The organism is Comamonas sp., from assembly GCF_036643215.1.
Lineage (GTDB): Bacteria > Pseudomonadota > Gammaproteobacteria > Burkholderiales > Burkholderiaceae_C > Comamonas.
Genome location: NZ_JAVXSJ010000009.1, coordinates 41,156 through 56,777, shown reverse-complemented (window position 1 = coordinate 56,777; position 15,622 = coordinate 41,156). Strand labels below are relative to the sequence as shown.

Below are 15,622 nucleotides of genomic sequence, written 5' to 3'. Positions count from 1 at the left end.
TCAGCTCCTGTTTTCTGATGGATTGGATGAACTTAACCAGCGCTCCATGGCCTGGCGTATATGAGATGGAGCACTGATGGCCTGATGCGTCTGCAGACTGGTGAAGACCAGCACCTTCTGCGCTGCAACACGCAGCTGGCCATCAGGCCCGGTGCAGTCCAGCGCCAGCGTCAATGAACGGTTGCCCAGCTTGCTGATAGTCAGGCCCATATTCACCATCTCACCCATGCGGGTGACAGCGCGAAAATCGCACTCCAGATGAACAATGGGCAGGCCGACTTTGTCGGTCTGCAGCATGTGTGCATAGCTCACGCCCAGCGCCTGATCGAACCAGTCTTCCACCAACCCGTTAAACAGCACCAGATACTGCGAAAAGAAGATGATGCCCGCCGGATCGCAGTGCGCAAATCGAATCGGCACCTGCACCGCAAAGCGCTTTGAATTCACCGCCACGTCATTCATAAAAACCAGCTCTTTCAATCAAAACAGCCTGCATGGCTTACCACTCATACGCATGCAGCTTTTAAAAACATAGCAATCAGGTTTCATGCAGGCGAAAGCGCTGCAGCTTTCCCGTGGCCGTGCGCGGCAGCTGGGCCACAAATTGCACAGCACGCGGATATTTGTAAGGGGCCACCGTGCTCTTCACAAAGTCCTGCAGCTCCATGCCCATGGCATCGCTTGCGGCATAGCCTGCGCGCAGCACCACAAAGGCTTTGACGATCTGGCCGCGCTCGCTGTCTGGCACGCCAATCACGGCGCATTCAGCCACTGCGGCGTGCTGCATCAGCACCTCTTCCACCTCGGGTGCGGCGATGTTGTAGCCCGCCGAAATAATCATGTCGTCCGTGCGCGCCTGGTAGATGAAGTAGCCGTCTTCGTCCATCAAATACGCATCGCCCGTCAGGTTCCAGCCCCGGCTTACGTATTTGGCCTGGCGGCTGTCATTCAAGTAGCGGCAGCCCGTGGGCCCTTGTACGGCCAGCTTGCCCACGGTGCCTGCGGGAAGCTCATGGCCATCGTCACCCACCACCTTGGCGTGGTAGCCGGGCACGGCCTTGCCGGTGGCGCCGGGGTGCGCATCTTCTTCGCGGTGCGAGATGAAGATGTGCAGCATCTCGGTCGACCCAAGGCCGTCGATGATTTCAATGCCCGTAGCAGCCTTCCATAAGGCGCGTGTCGATACCGTCAATGCCTCGCCTGCTGATACGCATTTGCGCAGCTTGGTTCTGCGCAGGCGCTCGCTTTGCTGCGACATTACGCGGTACGAAGTCGGTGCGGTAAACATCACCGTGGCACCAAATTTTTCCAGCCCATCCACCAGTTGCATGGGGCCGGCTTTTTCCAGCAAGGCCATGCTCGCGCCAATGGCCATGGGGAACAGCACTTGCCCGCCCAGCCCAAAGGTAAACGCCAGCGGCGGGCTGCCAATAAACACATCGTCAGCATTGGCGCGCAGCGTGCTAACCGGCCAGCAGGCGCACACCGCCATCACATCGCGGTGAAAGTGCATGGTGGCTTTGGGAATGCCCGTGGTGCCCGAGGTAAAGCCCAGCAAGCAAGTGTCCGTCGCAGCTGTATCGACGGCGTTGAACTGTGTCGGTGCGGCTTCCATCAAGGGCTCCAGCGCATCGGCAGCGTTATTGCTATTGAAGAACAGCACATGCTGCAGCACCGCGCATTTGTCTTTGGCACTCACTACCTCGGTGCGCAAAGCCTCGTCGCACAGCGCATGGCTGATCTGCGCAATATCGACAATGGTGGAGAGCTCTTTGGCCCGCAGCAGCGGCATGGCCGCCACTGCCACACCACCGGCTTTAATGACGCCAAACCAGCTGGCCACCATCATCGGGTTGTTGGGCGCGCACAGCAGCACGCGGTTGCCCGGCACCAGGCCTTGCTGCACCAGCACATTGGCAATGCGGTTGGCCTTTTCCTGCAGGTCGGCATAAGTCCAGCGCACGCCTTCGGCCTGAATGCAGAGGCGCTCGCCTCGCCCTTCGCGCACATGCTTGTCGAGTAATTCCACCGCGCAGTTCAATCGCTCGGGGAATTGCAGCGCGGGCAGCTCGAAGATGAACTCTGGCTGCAGCTCAGGCGGCGGCAGATGGTCAGCCGCGAAGGTATCGATATGCGCGGTGTACGAAACGGTGTTCGACATGACTCCGACCTTTCAAGCAAAAACAGGCTCTAGCGCTTTAGCTGCGAGCGGCATCAGCTATGGTTTTTGATGACATCGCGCCCAATAATGAGCTGCTGCACCTCGGTCGCACCTTCGTAGATGCGCAGGGCGCGAATCTCGCGGTACAGGCGCTCCACCGGCTGCTCGCTGACCACGCCCAGCCCACCCCAGATCTGCACGGCCGCATCAATCACCTGCTGGGCGTTTTCCGTCGCCGTCATCTTGGCCATCGCCGCTTCGCGCGTCACGTTCTCGCCCTGGTCACGCATCCATGCCGCGCGATAGGTCAGCAGCGCGGCGCTGTCGATCTGCGTCGCCATCTGCGCAATCTTGGCCTGCGTCAGCTGAAAATCTGCCAACACGCCGTTGAACATCTTGCGCGTGGTCGCGCGGTGCAAGGCCTCGTCCATCGCCTTGCGCGCAAAGCCCAGCGATGCGGCGGCGACGGAGGTGCGAAACACATCCAGCGTGCGCATTGCGACCTTGAATCCCTCACCCGCCGCGCCCACGCGCTGGCTCACTGGCACGCGGCAGTTAGTGAACTTGAGCCGCGCCAGCGGGTGCGGCGCAATCACATTGATGCGCTCGGCAATTTCAAACCCGGGCGTGCCTGCCTCCACAATCAGCGCCGATATGCCGCGTGCGCCGGGTGCCTCGCCCGAGCGTACAAAAACGACATAAATATCGGCAATGCCGCCGTTGGATATCCAGGTCTTCTCGCCGTTGATGACGTAGTGATCACCATCCAGCATGGCCTCGCAGGCCATGGCGGCGACATCCGACCCTGCATCAGGCTCTGATAACGCAAAGGCCGCAATCGCATCGCCTTTGGCAACGCGTGTCAGGTAGCGCTTTTTTTGTTCTTCTGTGCCTGCCAGCGAGATTGCGCCAGAACCAAGCCCCTGCATGGCAAACGCAAAATCGACCAGCCCACTGTGCCGCGCCAGCGTTTCGCGAATCAGGCAAATGGCGCGCGTATCAATCTGCTCGCCCGCGCCACCATAGGCCGGGCCTGCCACGGCATGCCTGAGCCAGCCAGCCTCACCCAGCGCCTTGACCAGTTGCTTGCATTCGGCATCCACATCAGAGCCATGTTCATGCGCAATATTCTGCGTAGCCCAGGCATCAAGCGACTGCGCCAGACGGGCGTGGTGCGGCTCAAAAAAGGGCCATTTCAGATAGCTGGTGTCTGCCATGTCAATTCCCTTCGAACTGAGGCTTTTGCTTGGCCACAAAGGCGTGATACGCCCGCGAGAAATCTTCGGTCAGCATGCAGATGGCCTGCGCCTGCGCCTCGGCTTCAATGGCTTGCTCAATCGTCATGGACCATTCCTGGTGCAGCATGGTCTTGGTGATGCCATTGGCAAAGCTTGGGCCTGCGGCCAGATCGGCAGCCAGCTTCTGCGCCTCGGCCAGCACGTTGTCGGGCTCGCACAGACGGTTAAAAAAGCCCCAGCGCTCACCTTCTTCGCCACCCAGGCTGCGGCCGGTATAGAGCAGCTCGCTGGCCCGTCCTTGTCCAATGATGCGCGGCAAAAAGGCACAGGCGCCCATATCGCAGCCCGCCAGCCCCACGCGGTTGAACAAGAACGCCGTCTTGCTGCGTGCCGTTCCCAAGCGCATGTCTGACGCCATGGCCATGATGGCACCCGCACCGGCGCACACACCATCCACCGCAGCGATGATGGGCTGCGGGCAGGCACGCATCATCTTGACCAGCTCGCCCGTCATGCGGGTGAACATCAGCAACTCAGGTGCCTTGAGCGCCACCAGCGGGCCGATGATTTCATGCACATCGCCGCCCGAGCAGAAATTACCGCCCGAGCCCACCAGTACCACCGCTTTCACATCGGTCGCCCACTTGAGGTTGTAAAAAAGGTCGCGCAGCTCGGCGTATGACTCAAACGTCAGCGGGTTCTTTCGCTCAGGCCGATTCAGCGTAATCGTCGCCACGCCATCCGTCACTTGCCACTGAAAGTGCGTGGCCTGATAGCCAGCCAGCGGCTTGTGGTTGCCAGCGACCAGCGCCGGATCGATTTGGTATTCACTCATGCGTTTCTCCACCCATTCGGTACTACATCACTTCGCCACCGGCGACGGCTATGGACTGCCCCGTCATACTTGCTGCGCCTTTACCGCAAAGCCACAGCACCGCATCAGCCACCTCTTGCGGCTGGACCAGCCGACCTTGCGGGTTGCTTTTGACGAACTCGGCCAGTGCCTCATCGGCGCTGCGGCCGGTTTTCTCCACCACGCGCTCGATGCTGGTTTTGACAATGTCTGTTTCGGTATAGCCGGGGCACACCGCGTTCACGGTGATTCCTTTTTTGGCGTACTCCAACGCCAGCGCGCGCGTCAGCCCAACCACCCCATGCTTGGCTGCCACATAGGCCGCCACATAGGCATAGCCCACCAGCCCCGCTGTGCTAGCCACGTTGACGATGCGGCCCCAGCCAGCAGCCGCCATAGCGGGCAGCACTTGCTGCATGCAAAGCATGGTGCCGGTGAGATTGACGGCCAGCATCTGCTGCCAGTGCGCAGCATCCATCTTCATGAACGGTGTGCTGCTGGCTTGGCCTGCGTTGTTGACCAAGATATTGATAGCGCCTTGCGCGCTTACCGCCTGCGCAAACGCCGCTTTGACCTCTGATTCATTCGCCACATCGGCCAGCACCATCTGGCAGCGACCGTGGTACTCATCCACCAGTTTTTGCAGCGGCTCGGCACGCCGCCCCAGCACCGTGACGCGTGTACCGCTGGCCAGCAGCTGGCGGGCGATGGCCTCACCAATGCCTTGGCCAGCACCGGTCACCAACGCGTGTTGATCGTTCAAATCGCACGTCATTTCTGAGCCTTCTCACGCTCGAACAGGCTTTCCATCTGGCGCTTTCCTGCGTAGTACTGCTTGGGCCAGCCGATGGCGGTGTAGCCAATCTTGGCGGCCTCGGTCAGCGTCCACGCTGGGTTGGCGAGGTGCGGTCGGGCCACGGCGCACAAATCGGCTCGGCCTGCGGCGATGATGCTGTTCGCATGATCGGCCTCGCTGATCGCACCTACTGCCATGGTGGCAATACCAGCTTCTTGCCGCACGCGGTCGGCAAACGGCGTTTGGAACATACGGCCAAACACGGGCTTTTCGAGCTTACTGACCTGACCGGATGAGCAGTCGATCAAGTCTGCGCCCGCAGCCTTGAAGGCCTTGGCAATGTCCACGGCATCTTTCGGCGTGGTGCCACCCGGCACCCAGTCGTGGGCCGAGATACGCACGGACATGGGCTTATCTTTCGGCCACACGGCTCGCACAGCCTTGAACACCTCCAGCGGGTAGCGCAAGCGGTTTTCCAGACTGCCGCCGTATTCATCGCTTCGGTGATTGGTCAGCGGCGAGATAAAGCTCGACAGCAGATAGCCGTGCGCGCAATGCAGCTCCAGCCAGTCAACTCCAATGTCAGCTGCCATCTGCGCACCCTGCACAAACTGCTGCAGCACCTCATCCATATCGGTGCGGGTCATGGCTTTGGATATCTGGCTGACGCCTTGCAGATATTGCTGCTCTGACGCGGCCATGATGGGCCAGTTGCCCTGCTCCAGCGGCAAGTCGGTGCCATCCCATGCCAGCCGGGTCGATGCCTTGGCACCGGCATGGCCGATTTGCATGGCGAACTTGGCATCGGTATTGGCATGAATCCAGTCGCTGATGCGCTTCCAGGCTTGCTTTTGTTCATCGGAATAGGTACCGGGGCAACCAGGGGTGATGCGGCCCTCGGGGCTGACACAGGCCATCTCGGCAAACACCAGACCGGCACCGCCCATCGCCCTCGCTCCTAAGTGGACCAAATGGAAATCGCCGGGCACGCCATCTACCGCTGAGTACTGGGCCATGGGCGAGACCACGATGCGGTTCTTGAGCGTGAGGCTGCGCAGCCGGTAGGGCAAAAACATGGGCGGCGGCGCTTTGCCTTGCGTCTGCACGCCATTCTTTTCGGCCAGCCATTGCTCGTAGCCGCCCAGCCACTGCGCATCGCGCAGACGGAGGTTCTCGTGGCTGATGCGCTGGCTGCGCGTGAGCATGGAGTACATGAACTGTTCAGGTTCCAGCTGATCGCAATAGCGCTCGCCACAGACCTCAAACCATTCCATCGCATTCCAGGCCGCATTCTGGATGCGCAACGTCTCCACACGGCGCGCCTCCTGGTAAGCGGTCAGCACCGCAGGGATTTGTGCCGGCACATCGCCCATCTGCTTGAACTGGCGCGCCAGCTCAATGGCATCTTCAATCGCCAGTTTGGTGCCAGAGCCAATCGCAAAGTGCGCCGTGTGTACCGCATCACCCATCAGCACCACATGGCTGCCCTTGGCATTGCGCAGCCACCATTGATCGCACACCACGCGCTGAAAGTTGATCCACGCCGAGCCACGCAAATGGCGGGCATTGGTCATCAGCTTTTCGCCCTGCAGATTGTCTGCAAACAGCTTTTCGCAGAAGGCGATGGACTGCTCTTGGTCAGCGGTATCAAGGCCGCTGGCCTTCCAGGTTTCTTCCGTGGTCTCGACGATGAAAGTCGACGTCTCGTCGTCAAACTTGTAGATATGCGCCTGAAACCAGCCGTGCTCGGTGCGTACAAAGTCAAACGTGAACGCCTCGTACACCTTCTTGGTGCCCAGCCAGATAAAGCGGTTGGGGCGGGTGACGATATCGGGCTTGAAAATGTCGGCGTGCAGCGTGCGGATACGCGAGTTCACGCCATCGCTGGCAATGATGAGGTCGGCATCCGCATAGTCTTCATCGCTTTGCGCATCCGTCTCGAAGACGAGCTTGACGTCGAGCTGCTCACAACGCGCTTGCAGGATGTTGAGCAGGTGCTTGCGCCCAATACCCACAAAACCATGGCCGCCAGAGCGAATCTTGCGCCCCTTGAACAACAGCTCGATGTCGTCCCAGTGGTTGAACGCCTGCTCCACCTGCGCAGCGGTGACGGGGTCCCAGTCGCGCATATTGTCCATGGTGGCATCAGAGAACACCACGCCCCAGCCAAAGGTGTCATAGGGCTTGTTGCGCTCCACCACTGTGATGTCGTGTGCGGGGTTCATCTGCTTCATCAGCAGTGCGAAGTAAAGGCCAGCGGGGCCGCCACCTATGCAGACAATTTTCATGACAGCCATCCGCTCCTGACACGTTGAAAAATTACTTTATGTCTAAATTATTGATGTTTGAATTTTTCACTAAAATCAGGCCAAACCCTGAATCACAAAAATCTCAGCATGAGCACCATGCCATCCATGGCCCAGAAAAACTTGGATACATCTATCTCCACACCCGAAGCCTTAGGGCGCGAAGCCGGTCTGTCGCATGACGACCATCAGGCCGTGCGCCTTTGGCTTCGCCTGCTGACTTGCAGCACACAGATCGAGCAACTCATTCGCACGCAGCTGCGCAATGAATTCGGCACCACCTTGCCGCGCTTTGACTATCTGGCGCAGCTCAGCCGCTTCCCCAAAGGGCTGCGCATGAAAACGCTGTCTGAATACCTGATGGTGACTGGCGGCAATGTGACGGGTCTGACAGACCAGCTGGTCGCCGAAGGCTGGGTGGAGCGCGTGGCCGATGAAGAAGATCGCCGCTCCATGACGGTGCGACTGACGCGGACAGGGAAAAAGCAATTCAAAACCATGGCCGCCGCCCATGAGCAATGGCTTGAACAGTTGCTGGCCCCACTGGGCAGCAAGAACACCCATGCGCTGTACGAGCAGCTGGGGCGCTTGAGGCAGGTGCTGAGCGTCCCGGAAAACAGCTGAAACTCGCACCAAGGCCGAAAAACACCCTCTTTCAGGCGATTTCGTAGAGAATCCCTGCACGCAGTCTTGCGCGCCACAGGCTTGAGGGCATGCTTCATGGATTTTCTGCATCTGATGTATCAGCTCAGATCGGGGCACTACTATCTCTACGACATGCGTGATGCGCCCAATGCCATCACGGGTGAGCGCCCTTACCGCCTCAAGACCGAGCTGGTAGCCATTGCTTTTGACCGCATCACGGGCCGCGTGCACCAGCACGGCCCGCCCACCCGCATCAATTCATGGGCCATGGGGGCACAGCGCCGCCTGCGCATGGCGGGCGACTGGGACGCTGCAGACCGGCTGGTTGTGGTGTCAGGCCCACTGCCTGAAGAAGAAATCAACAAATGCCTGCGCGTGCAGGGCTACTGCCGCTGGATGCTGATGCGCCTTGCCAGCATGCCGCATGGCAAGTTGAATGCCCACCGCAACGCCAACCGCAGCAGCTGGCAAAGACGCGAATCAAGCCAGCAGCGCCGCGCGGCCTGATTAAGCAAAAAACAAGTCTCAAGCGCTTACTCATAAAGCGCAGACAGCTATCAAATCAGGACTTCATCTTCCCCGATGTCTTCCTCGGCATCCTGCTCTTCCGGCATTTTGACGATCATCACCGGCAAGCCGCTATGGCGCGCTACCTCGCGTGAGACCGAGCCGATCAGAATGCTGCCCAACCCCCCCTTGCCCGTGGCGCCGATAAGAATCAGCTCGCACTCGGTACTCGTGGCAATGTCGATCAGGGTGTTGGCCTCTTCACCCAGACTGATCTCGACTTCATAAGAGGCACCAGCCGCTCTGAGCAACTCCTGAGCGGGAGCTACCAGGTCCATGCCTGCATCGATGCTTGCATTGGCAATCAGGTCAGAGTCCGTCGTCGCCAGCTCCAGCAGCGTTGCTTCTTTTTGCACATGAGCTATGACAAAGTGAGCGTCCAGCCCATTCTTCAAAAGCTTGATGCCTTGGCGTACCGCCTCAATCGAAACATCCGACCCGTCAACCGCAATCATGATTTTGAGCATGGCTTTCTCCTGTTCGAAGTAAGCCCCAGTGTAGGCGCAGGCAACAAAAACGGGTTGCGAATCTGGGGCAAGCAGCGGCTATTGCAGCAGCCCGCCCGGGCATCTGGGAAAATAGCAGGCTATGTTGCAGTTTGACCTCCTCAAGACCGACCCGAGCAGCCATGCGCGCCGCGGCACACTCACCCTCAACCACGGCAAGGTGCAGACCCCCATCTTCATGCCCGTGGGCACCTATGGCACCGTCAAGGGCGTGATGCCGCGCAGCCTGGAAGAAATGGGCGCTCAGATCATTCTGGGCAACACCTTCCACCTGTGGATGCGCCCCGGCCTCGACATCATGAAGAGCTTTGGCGGCCTGCACGACTTTGAGAAGTGGGACAAGCCCATCCTGACCGACTCGGGCGGCTTTCAGGTCTGGTCGCTGGGCTCCATGCGCAAGATCACCGAAGAAGGTGTGCACTTTCAGAGCCCCGTCAACGGCGACAAGCTGTTCATGTCGCCCGAAGTCAGCATGCAGATTCAGACGATTCTGAATTCGGACATCGTCATGCAGCTGGACGAATGCACGCCCTACGAAACCAACGGCAAAAAAACCACTGAAGCCGAAGCGCGCAAGTCCATGGAGATGAGCCGCCGCTGGGCCAAGCGCTCCAAAGAAGAGTTTCAGCGCCTTGAGAACCCCAACGCACTGTTCGGTATCGTGCAAGGCGGCATGTTCCTCAACCTGCGCGAAGAATCGCTGCAAGGCTTGCTGGAACTCGACTTTCCCGGCTATGCCGTCGGCGGCGTCTCCGTGGGTGAGCCCAAGGACGAGATGCTGGAAATCATGGCCCACACGCCACACCTGCTGCCCGCCAACAAGCCCCGCTACCTGATGGGCGTGGGCACGCCAGAAGATCTGGTGCAGGGCGTGGCCGATGGCGTGGACATGTTTGACTGCGTGATGCCGACCCGCAACGCGCGCAACGGCACCATCTTCACCCGCTACGGCGATCTGAAGATGCGCAACGCCCGCCACAAGACCGATCACCAGCCCATCGACACCACCTGCACCTGCCACGCCTGCGCGGGCACCAGCGGCGTGAGCTGGGACGATGGTGGCCGCGAAGGCTTCAGCCGCGCCTACCTGCACCACCTAGACCGCTGCGGCGAAATGCTCGGCCCCATGCTGACCACCATCCACAACCTGCACTACTACCTGAACCTGATGCAGGAAGTGCGCAACGCACTGGACGCAGGCACGTTTTCCCAGTTCCGCGCCCAATTCAAGGCAGACCGCGCACGCGGGGTTTAAAGGCTTAAGGGCTTCAACCCTCCATCTGCTGCAACACCTTCCAAAAAGCCAGAGCCAGTCTCTGGCTTTTTTTCGCCCTCAGGTTTCTACCGACTTTAAGAGTCATTAATGGTATCGATTGAAATTAATAGTCAATAAAGCCTTTAAATGCCCTATGTCAGCCTGCAGGCCGACATGATTTTTATTGAAACATGGTCACACTCCGTGTAACCAAATCACACCCATGGCCAGTCACAAGACCCGAATGCAGACCTTGTTCATAGATTCCAGATAGCCCGCCGCATTTGTATGACTGACGCTTCTTCATCTCCACCACAAACCATGACGTCGCCCAAAGCCTCAAGCACAAGCACGTGGACTGCCGCCTGCGCTTTGGGCGGCATGGTATTTGCGGCGGCGTGGCTGGGCATCTGGGGCCGCCCTATCGGTTTTCTCTCCGCCATCTGGCCTGCCAACGCCTTGCTGCTGGGGCTGCTGCTGCACAAGCCCGAATGGGTGCGCCCGGGCTCTGCTGTGGGCGTCGCCATCGGTTACATATCTGCCGACCTGATCACAGGCAGCCGCCCTGAAGTCGCCGTGCTGCTCAGCCTCGCCAATATGGCCGGTGTCGGTGCGGCATGGGCGCTGATGCACAAGCAGGCCGGTGCCACCTTGTTCATGCAGCGCCAGTCCTCGGCCCTGTTGCTGTTCATAGGTGCAGGGCTAGGCGCACTGACCTCTGCCGCCATTGGCGGGCCGGTACTGACGGCATCCTTCAACACTCCGCCCCTGCAGGCGTTTTCGATGTGGTTTGGCGGTGAGTGGCTGAACTACATGATCTTTCTGCCCATGATTCTGGGCTGGCCCACACGCAAGCTGCGCGGCCCTGCCTCAGACCAGCTGCACCCGCTGCTGCGCGCCATGCCGGTGCTCGCGGTCATTGCGCTTGAACTCATCAGCTACTGGCTGGGCGGCCCGGGCGCTCTGGCCTTTTCTCTGCCCGCGCTGCTGTGGTGCGCACTGAGCTACCGAATCTTCACCCTGACGGTGATTACTGCCGCGTTGTGCCTGAGCAAGATGGCGGCCATCTCGCTGGGCGAGTTTGACTTTACGCCCGCGCACTTTCTGGAGACTGTGTCGTTCCGCATGGGGCTGAGTATGCTGGTGCTGGGCCCGCTGGCCGTGGCCGGTTCACACATGGCGCGCACCGAACTGATGCGCCAGCTGCGCCATGCCGTCAATCACGACTTTCTGACCGACATGCTGGCGCGTGGCGCCTTCTTGAAGCAAGGCCAGCGCATTCTGGAGCGCTGCAGGCATGACCACCAGTCCGTCGCCATCTTCATGCTGGACCTTGATCACTTCAAGCAGGTCAACGACCGCTACGGCCATGCCGGTGGCGACCAATTGCTGCGCAGCTTCAGCCATACGCTGACTCAGGTGCTGCGTGGGCAAGACATTGTGGGTCGCATGGGCGGAGAGGAATTTGCCGTGGTTCTGCCCCATGTGGACAGCAAGACAGCGCTGGAGATTGCCGAGCGCATTAATCAAGCCACCAGGGAACTGCGCGTGCCCTCTGGCGACAAGATCATCACCGCCACCGTCAGCATTGGGCTGGTGCATATCGCCAAGCCGGGAGAGCACCAGGATCTGGGCATGCTGCTGCAGCACGCCGATCAGGCTCTGTATGACGCCAAGGCAGCAGGCCGTGATCGCGTCGAGGCGCGGCTCTGGTAAGCCGCGCTCTCACTTCTGTTTTCAGCCAGCTCCTGCGCCTGAAGCTGCACCGTCTGGTTTGCTGTCAGCGGTCGCCTGAGTTTCAACGGCAGGCTGCGCAGTCAGATCAGTAAACATCTTGCTGGCAGAGGTGCCGCAGCTATGGCAAAAGCGGGCAAATGCGCTCTTGCGGGTGTGGCAGTGGGCGCAGTGGTCAAACAGGCCAATGCCGCAATGGGGGCAGAAGTCGATCTCGGTGTTTTTGAGATCCACAGGGCGCTCACAGCCCGGGCACACGCTCTTGGCCAGTCGCTCCAGCGCCACGTCGTAGCTCAGCTCTTCGCGGCGCTGCACTTCGGGCAAGGCTTCCTGCAGCTTTTGCTTTTCAAGGTAGCGATTCAGCGCCACGATGGCATAGCGCCCCAGCAACACCGTGACCAGAATCCCCACGATGTAGCGCACATAGCCGCCGTAGTCGGGCAGATAAGGCACCAGCTCGACAAAGAAGGCAAACAGTGCAAAAAAGATAAAGCCCCAGACAAACGGCCACCAGGTGCTCTTGCGCTTTTTGGCAAACAACCAGCCCGCCAGCACCAGCAAGGGCAAGGTAATGGCCAGACGGAAGAGGAAAACGCGCAGCTCGCTGGCGCGGGCGGCGGCCTGATATTCAGGGTAGGCCTGATCGCGCAGGCCGCTCATCTCAGACTCGGCAGCCGAGAGCGCCTGCGAGGCCTCCAGACTTTTCATCGATTCCTGCTCAAGCACTTGGCGAGCCTTGCTCTCGCTTTGCTTGAGCTCATCCAGTGCCTTGGTGCGCGCAATCAGTTCGGCATCTTGCTCGGGGCGCTCCGTGGCTCGGCGAGTGGCGATCCAGTTGTCAAACGTCTCGCGCGCCGATTGATAGCGTGAGCGCTCTGCGTCGTATTTGAGCTGTGCTTTGTCCTGCGCTTTGGACGCCGCACTGGACAGCTTTTGCGCCTTGTCGATTTCAGCCTGCACCCGCTGCACATCGGCCTGCGGAATAAAGGATTCGACTTCCAGCGAATGATTGGGTTGCGGCAAATTGCCAACCACCAGTCCGCCAAGGCCGATCAGAAAAAAGGCAAACGCCAGCGCGACCAGCCACAGGCCGCGGCGAAACCATTTTTCAGGCAAACGCAGAGATTTACTCATGACAAGTCACTCCTCAATCAATAGCTGCTAACGCAATACAGAAAAGGGCTAGCAATCTATTTGTCTTGAATTTATTGCACCACACGAACCGCAGCGGCCATCTGCGTGCGCTGCAGCCACTGGGTGACGGAATCTACCGTCACGGTCTCGATACGGCTGGCATAGCGCTTGTCATTTGGGTGATCATCAAACGCGATATTGGCGGCCGTCATGCGGCCACCCAGTCGCGAAATAGCGCGGATGATGAGCGAGCTGGGCTCATAGCCCTTTGCCTGCAACCATGCCTGCGCCTGTGCACGGTTTTGAATGGCATTGGGGTCCAGAGCCGCGGCCAATGTCTCTGTCGCCCACTGGTTGGACTGCTGGTACTTCATACCCCAGGCATAGCTGACCATGCTGTAAGGCTCACTTTGCAAGCGCAGCACTGAAGGCGCAGTCAAAAAATTGAGCAGCGCCTGCTGCACCGCAGGCACAGGCACCTGAATGACGGCTTCATAACGCCACATATCGTCGAGGAAGAACTCACCCAGACCCTGCCGGTACACATGCCCGCCCGCCGTACCGCATTCGTTGAGCTTATGCGCCACACGCCATGGGCCTGCGGGCGTTTTGTAGGCCCAGCCATAGTGCGAGTACTTGAGGTCGTACTTGCTCAAATCCTGCCCCTGTCTGGCCAGCAGCACCACCTGTGTGCCGTTTTTCTGAAACTCGGCATCCAGCGCCTTGGATGTGCGCGCCGCCAGATTGAGGCCCTTGGCCATGACCTCGGGCGTCAGTGGACGATTTTCGCAGCTGCGCCCAGCCTCTGCCGAGCCTGCCCATGCGATGAGCGCCGCGCCCAGCGCCAGTATCAGTGGGTTAGGAATATGCGAGCTGGTGCTCTGCATGGGGGCCATGGCCTGCACGATGCTGGTGTTTTCTTCTGTCATGCGAGTCTCCGGTCAGGCTGGTTTACAGACGCTCGTTGTGCATCAGCGACTTGCCGATTTCATTGGGGATAAAGGCCAGCACCTTGCCAGCGGCAGACAAGATCACGCCCGCAGCCGTGGCACTGGTCTGCACCACTGTGCCCACGCCAACCGACAGCGCACCGGCAGCCTGCCCCGAGACCTTGACCACGGCTGAAGTGCCGTCAGCCACGTTTTTGAGCACATAGGTCACGCCCGTGGCGCTGCTCTCTACCGCCTCGATCACCACGGATGCGCCGGCTGCCGACAGAAACAGGGGAATTGCCACGACTTCCTCCGAAGCACCACCGGATACCGCTGCAACCACCGATGCCACAGGCAGGGCCGACAGCACCAGAGAGGCTTCGCTCTGGGCGTGGGCCACGCCACCGCCCAACAGAGCAAAGGCAGCGCCCAGTGCGCAAAGGCTGTTGCGAAGAGGACGGATAAAGGTCAAGGCGTTGATCACAGAGTGCTCCTGGGTGTTGTTGCAATATGCCGCCGCTTTTTGCTGCGACGGACGAATCATCTCTAAGCCGACAGAATTCGCTGGCCAATTTGTCAAAATAAGCGTGTTGCAGATCTAGCAGTATCGCCAATCGATACTTCTTCCCGCATTCAGCCCATGTGACCGAATCCGGCACTGCATCTTGCCCTGTTCCCGCGCCCACAACTTTTAAAAATCATCAGGCACATCATGCGAATGGACTCCAGACAATGCGCAGTGCGCAGTTATTGGCTCAAGCCACGGTATCTGGCCGCACTTTGTTCGGCTGCGCTTGCACTACCGGGCATCGGTCATGCTCAGGGCGATGCCATCGCCGCTTTCTCGCAGACGCCCATCGGCCCTTTGGGTGCCCCCTGGCACTTTGCCACCCTCCCCAACAAGAGCCCCACGCAATACAGCGTGGTGGAAAAGGATGGAGAGCATGTGCTGCGCATCAGCACCCATGATGCCTACGGCAATATGGTGCACACCTTGCACCAGACACCGACACCCAGCCTGCAGTTGCAGTGGCGCTGGCGCGTAGATCAGCTGATAGACAAGGCCGATATCAAAACCCGATCGGGTGACGACGCCGCTCTCAAGCTGTGCGTGTCATTCGACTTCGACAAATCCCAGCTGAGCTTTGGCGAACGCTCCAAGCTGAGGCTGGGCAAGATCAGCACCGGCGAGGACATACCGGCCGAGACGCTCTGCTATATCTGGGACAACAAGCAGCCTGTGGGCACGGTGTTGCATAACGCCTTTACCCACCGCATGCGCTTTATCGTGCTGCAAAGTGGCAGCGCCCATAAGGGCCAATGGATGACGGAACAGCGCCACCTTGAGGCTGATTACCAGCAGGCCTTTGGCGATGAATCACAGGCCATGCCCATGGTGATTGGCATCACCGTCTCGGCCGACTCGGACAACACCCATAGCGAGGGACTCGCGTACATGGGTGATATCCGTCTGCGCCCCTGATTTCACCCCCTG

At 59.6% G+C, this 15,622-nt stretch carries 15 protein-coding genes; 5 read left to right on the top strand and 10 right to left on the bottom strand.

Annotated elements, in window-relative coordinates:
* The 6 genes from RSF91_RS08350 to RSF91_RS08325 all read right to left on the bottom strand — a co-directional run bounded on the left by RSF91_RS08350 (position 1) and on the right by RSF91_RS08325 (position 7,336).
* Positions 1-462, bottom strand: a complete 462-nt coding sequence (locus tag RSF91_RS08350; protein WP_332567982.1) for an acyl-CoA thioesterase — start codon at positions 460-462, stop codon at positions 1-3.
* A 76-nt stretch (positions 463-538) separates the two neighbouring features.
* On the bottom strand, positions 539-2,161 hold the full coding sequence (locus tag RSF91_RS08345) for a benzoate-CoA ligase family protein (RefSeq protein WP_332567981.1): 1,623 nt from the start codon (positions 2,159-2,161) through the stop codon (positions 539-541).
* 53 nt (positions 2,162-2,214) lie between these two features.
* Positions 2,215-3,378, bottom strand: coding sequence for an acyl-CoA dehydrogenase family protein (locus RSF91_RS08340; RefSeq protein WP_332567980.1), 1,164 nt, complete (start codon positions 3,376-3,378; stop codon positions 2,215-2,217).
* A gap of 1 nt (position 3,379) precedes the next feature.
* Positions 3,380-4,234 (bottom strand): enoyl-CoA hydratase family protein, encoded by an 855-nt coding sequence (locus RSF91_RS08335; RefSeq protein ID WP_332567979.1) that lies wholly within the window; start codon positions 4,232-4,234, stop codon positions 3,380-3,382.
* A gap of 22 nt (positions 4,235-4,256) precedes the next feature.
* On the bottom strand, positions 4,257-5,027 hold the full coding sequence (locus RSF91_RS08330; RefSeq protein ID WP_332567978.1) for an SDR family NAD(P)-dependent oxidoreductase: 771 nt from the start codon (positions 5,025-5,027) through the stop codon (positions 4,257-4,259).
* Complete coding sequence (locus RSF91_RS08325) at positions 5,024-7,336, bottom strand: bifunctional salicylyl-CoA 5-hydroxylase/oxidoreductase (RefSeq protein ID WP_332567977.1); 2,313 nt, start codon at positions 7,334-7,336, stop codon at positions 5,024-5,026. Before RSF91_RS08325 ends, RSF91_RS08330 begins: the two co-directional genes overlap by 4 nt.
* 117 nt (positions 7,337-7,453) lie before the next feature.
* Between RSF91_RS08325 and RSF91_RS08320 the strand changes: the two genes are divergently transcribed.
* On the top strand, positions 7,454-7,978 hold the full coding sequence (locus RSF91_RS08320) for a MarR family winged helix-turn-helix transcriptional regulator (protein ID WP_442878829.1): 525 nt from the start codon (positions 7,454-7,456) through the stop codon (positions 7,976-7,978).
* 105 nt (positions 7,979-8,083) lie between these two features.
* Entirely contained in the window at positions 8,084-8,506 is a 423-nt protein-coding gene (locus RSF91_RS08315) for a hypothetical protein (protein WP_332568054.1), read from the top strand.
* 50 nt (positions 8,507-8,556) lie between these two features.
* Here RSF91_RS08315 and RSF91_RS08310 read toward each other — a convergent pair whose 3' ends face one another.
* Entirely contained in the window at positions 8,557-9,033 is a 477-nt protein-coding gene (locus RSF91_RS08310) for a universal stress protein (protein WP_332567975.1), read from the bottom strand.
* A gap of 121 nt (positions 9,034-9,154) precedes the next feature.
* Between RSF91_RS08310 and tgt the strand changes: the two genes are divergently transcribed.
* Both tgt and RSF91_RS08300 read left to right on the top strand, forming a co-directional pair.
* Complete coding sequence (gene tgt / locus RSF91_RS08305) at positions 9,155-10,327, top strand: tRNA guanosine(34) transglycosylase Tgt (protein WP_332567974.1); 1,173 nt, start codon at positions 9,155-9,157, stop codon at positions 10,325-10,327.
* A 321-nt stretch (positions 10,328-10,648) separates the two neighbouring features.
* Positions 10,649-12,043, top strand: coding sequence for a GGDEF domain-containing protein (locus tag RSF91_RS08300; RefSeq protein ID WP_332567973.1), 1,395 nt, complete (start codon positions 10,649-10,651; stop codon positions 12,041-12,043).
* A gap of 21 nt (positions 12,044-12,064) precedes the next feature.
* Here RSF91_RS08300 and RSF91_RS08295 read toward each other — a convergent pair whose 3' ends face one another.
* The 3 genes from RSF91_RS08295 to RSF91_RS08285 form a co-directional block, all read right to left on the bottom strand.
* Positions 12,065-13,195 carry a serine endopeptidase gene (locus RSF91_RS08295; RefSeq protein ID WP_332567972.1) on the bottom strand — a complete coding sequence of 377 codons (1,131 nt, stop codon included), beginning with the start codon at positions 13,193-13,195 and terminating at the stop codon, positions 12,065-12,067.
* Between the two features lie 71 nt (positions 13,196-13,266).
* Positions 13,267-14,124: a DUF2145 domain-containing protein gene (locus tag RSF91_RS08290; RefSeq protein ID WP_332567971.1), complete on the bottom strand. Its 858-nt coding sequence runs from the start codon at positions 14,122-14,124 to the stop codon at positions 13,267-13,269.
* A gap of 22 nt (positions 14,125-14,146) precedes the next feature.
* Positions 14,147-14,671, bottom strand: coding sequence for a hypothetical protein (locus RSF91_RS08285; protein ID WP_442878826.1), 525 nt, complete (start codon positions 14,669-14,671; stop codon positions 14,147-14,149).
* Between the two features lie 174 nt (positions 14,672-14,845).
* Between RSF91_RS08285 and RSF91_RS08280 the strand changes: the two genes are divergently transcribed.
* Complete coding sequence (locus RSF91_RS08280; protein ID WP_332567969.1) at positions 14,846-15,610, top strand: DUF3047 domain-containing protein; 765 nt, start codon at positions 14,846-14,848, stop codon at positions 15,608-15,610.
* Positions 15,611-15,622 lie beyond the last annotated feature (12 nt).

Excerpts from the sequence above, each read along its gene's own strand:
- RSF91_RS08350 (WP_332567982.1), bottom strand. The coding sequence starts at position 462 with ATGAATGACGTGGCGGTGAATTCAAAGCGCTTTGCGGTGCAGGTGCCG.
- RSF91_RS08345 (WP_332567981.1), bottom strand. The coding sequence starts at position 2,161 with ATGTCGAACACCGTTTCGTACACCGCGCATATCGATACCTTCGCGGCT.
- RSF91_RS08340 (WP_332567980.1), bottom strand. The coding sequence starts at position 3,378 with ATGGCAGACACCAGCTATCTGAAATGGCCCTTTTTTGAGCCGCACCAC.
- RSF91_RS08335 (WP_332567979.1), bottom strand. The coding sequence starts at position 4,234 with ATGAGTGAATACCAAATCGATCCGGCGCTGGTCGCTGGCAACCACAAG.
- RSF91_RS08330 (WP_332567978.1), bottom strand. The coding sequence starts at position 5,027 with ATGACGTGCGATTTGAACGATCAACACGCGTTGGTGACCGGTGCTGGC.
- RSF91_RS08325 (WP_332567977.1), bottom strand. The coding sequence starts at position 7,336 with ATGAAAATTGTCTGCATAGGTGGCGGCCCCGCTGGCCTTTACTTCGCA.
- RSF91_RS08320 (WP_442878829.1), top strand. The coding sequence starts at position 7,454 with ATGCCATCCATGGCCCAGAAAAACTTGGATACATCTATCTCCACACCC.
- RSF91_RS08310 (WP_332567975.1), bottom strand. The coding sequence starts at position 9,033 with ATGCTCAAAATCATGATTGCGGTTGACGGGTCGGATGTTTCGATTGAG.
- tgt (WP_332567974.1), top strand. The coding sequence starts at position 9,155 with ATGTTGCAGTTTGACCTCCTCAAGACCGACCCGAGCAGCCATGCGCGC.
- RSF91_RS08300 (WP_332567973.1), top strand. The coding sequence starts at position 10,649 with ATGACGTCGCCCAAAGCCTCAAGCACAAGCACGTGGACTGCCGCCTGC.
- RSF91_RS08295 (WP_332567972.1), bottom strand. The coding sequence starts at position 13,195 with ATGAGTAAATCTCTGCGTTTGCCTGAAAAATGGTTTCGCCGCGGCCTG.
- RSF91_RS08290 (WP_332567971.1), bottom strand. The coding sequence starts at position 14,124 with ATGACAGAAGAAAACACCAGCATCGTGCAGGCCATGGCCCCCATGCAG.
- RSF91_RS08285 (WP_442878826.1), bottom strand. The coding sequence starts at position 14,671 with ATGATTCGTCCGTCGCAGCAAAAAGCGGCGGCATATTGCAACAACACC.
- RSF91_RS08280 (WP_332567969.1), top strand. The coding sequence starts at position 14,846 with ATGGACTCCAGACAATGCGCAGTGCGCAGTTATTGGCTCAAGCCACGG.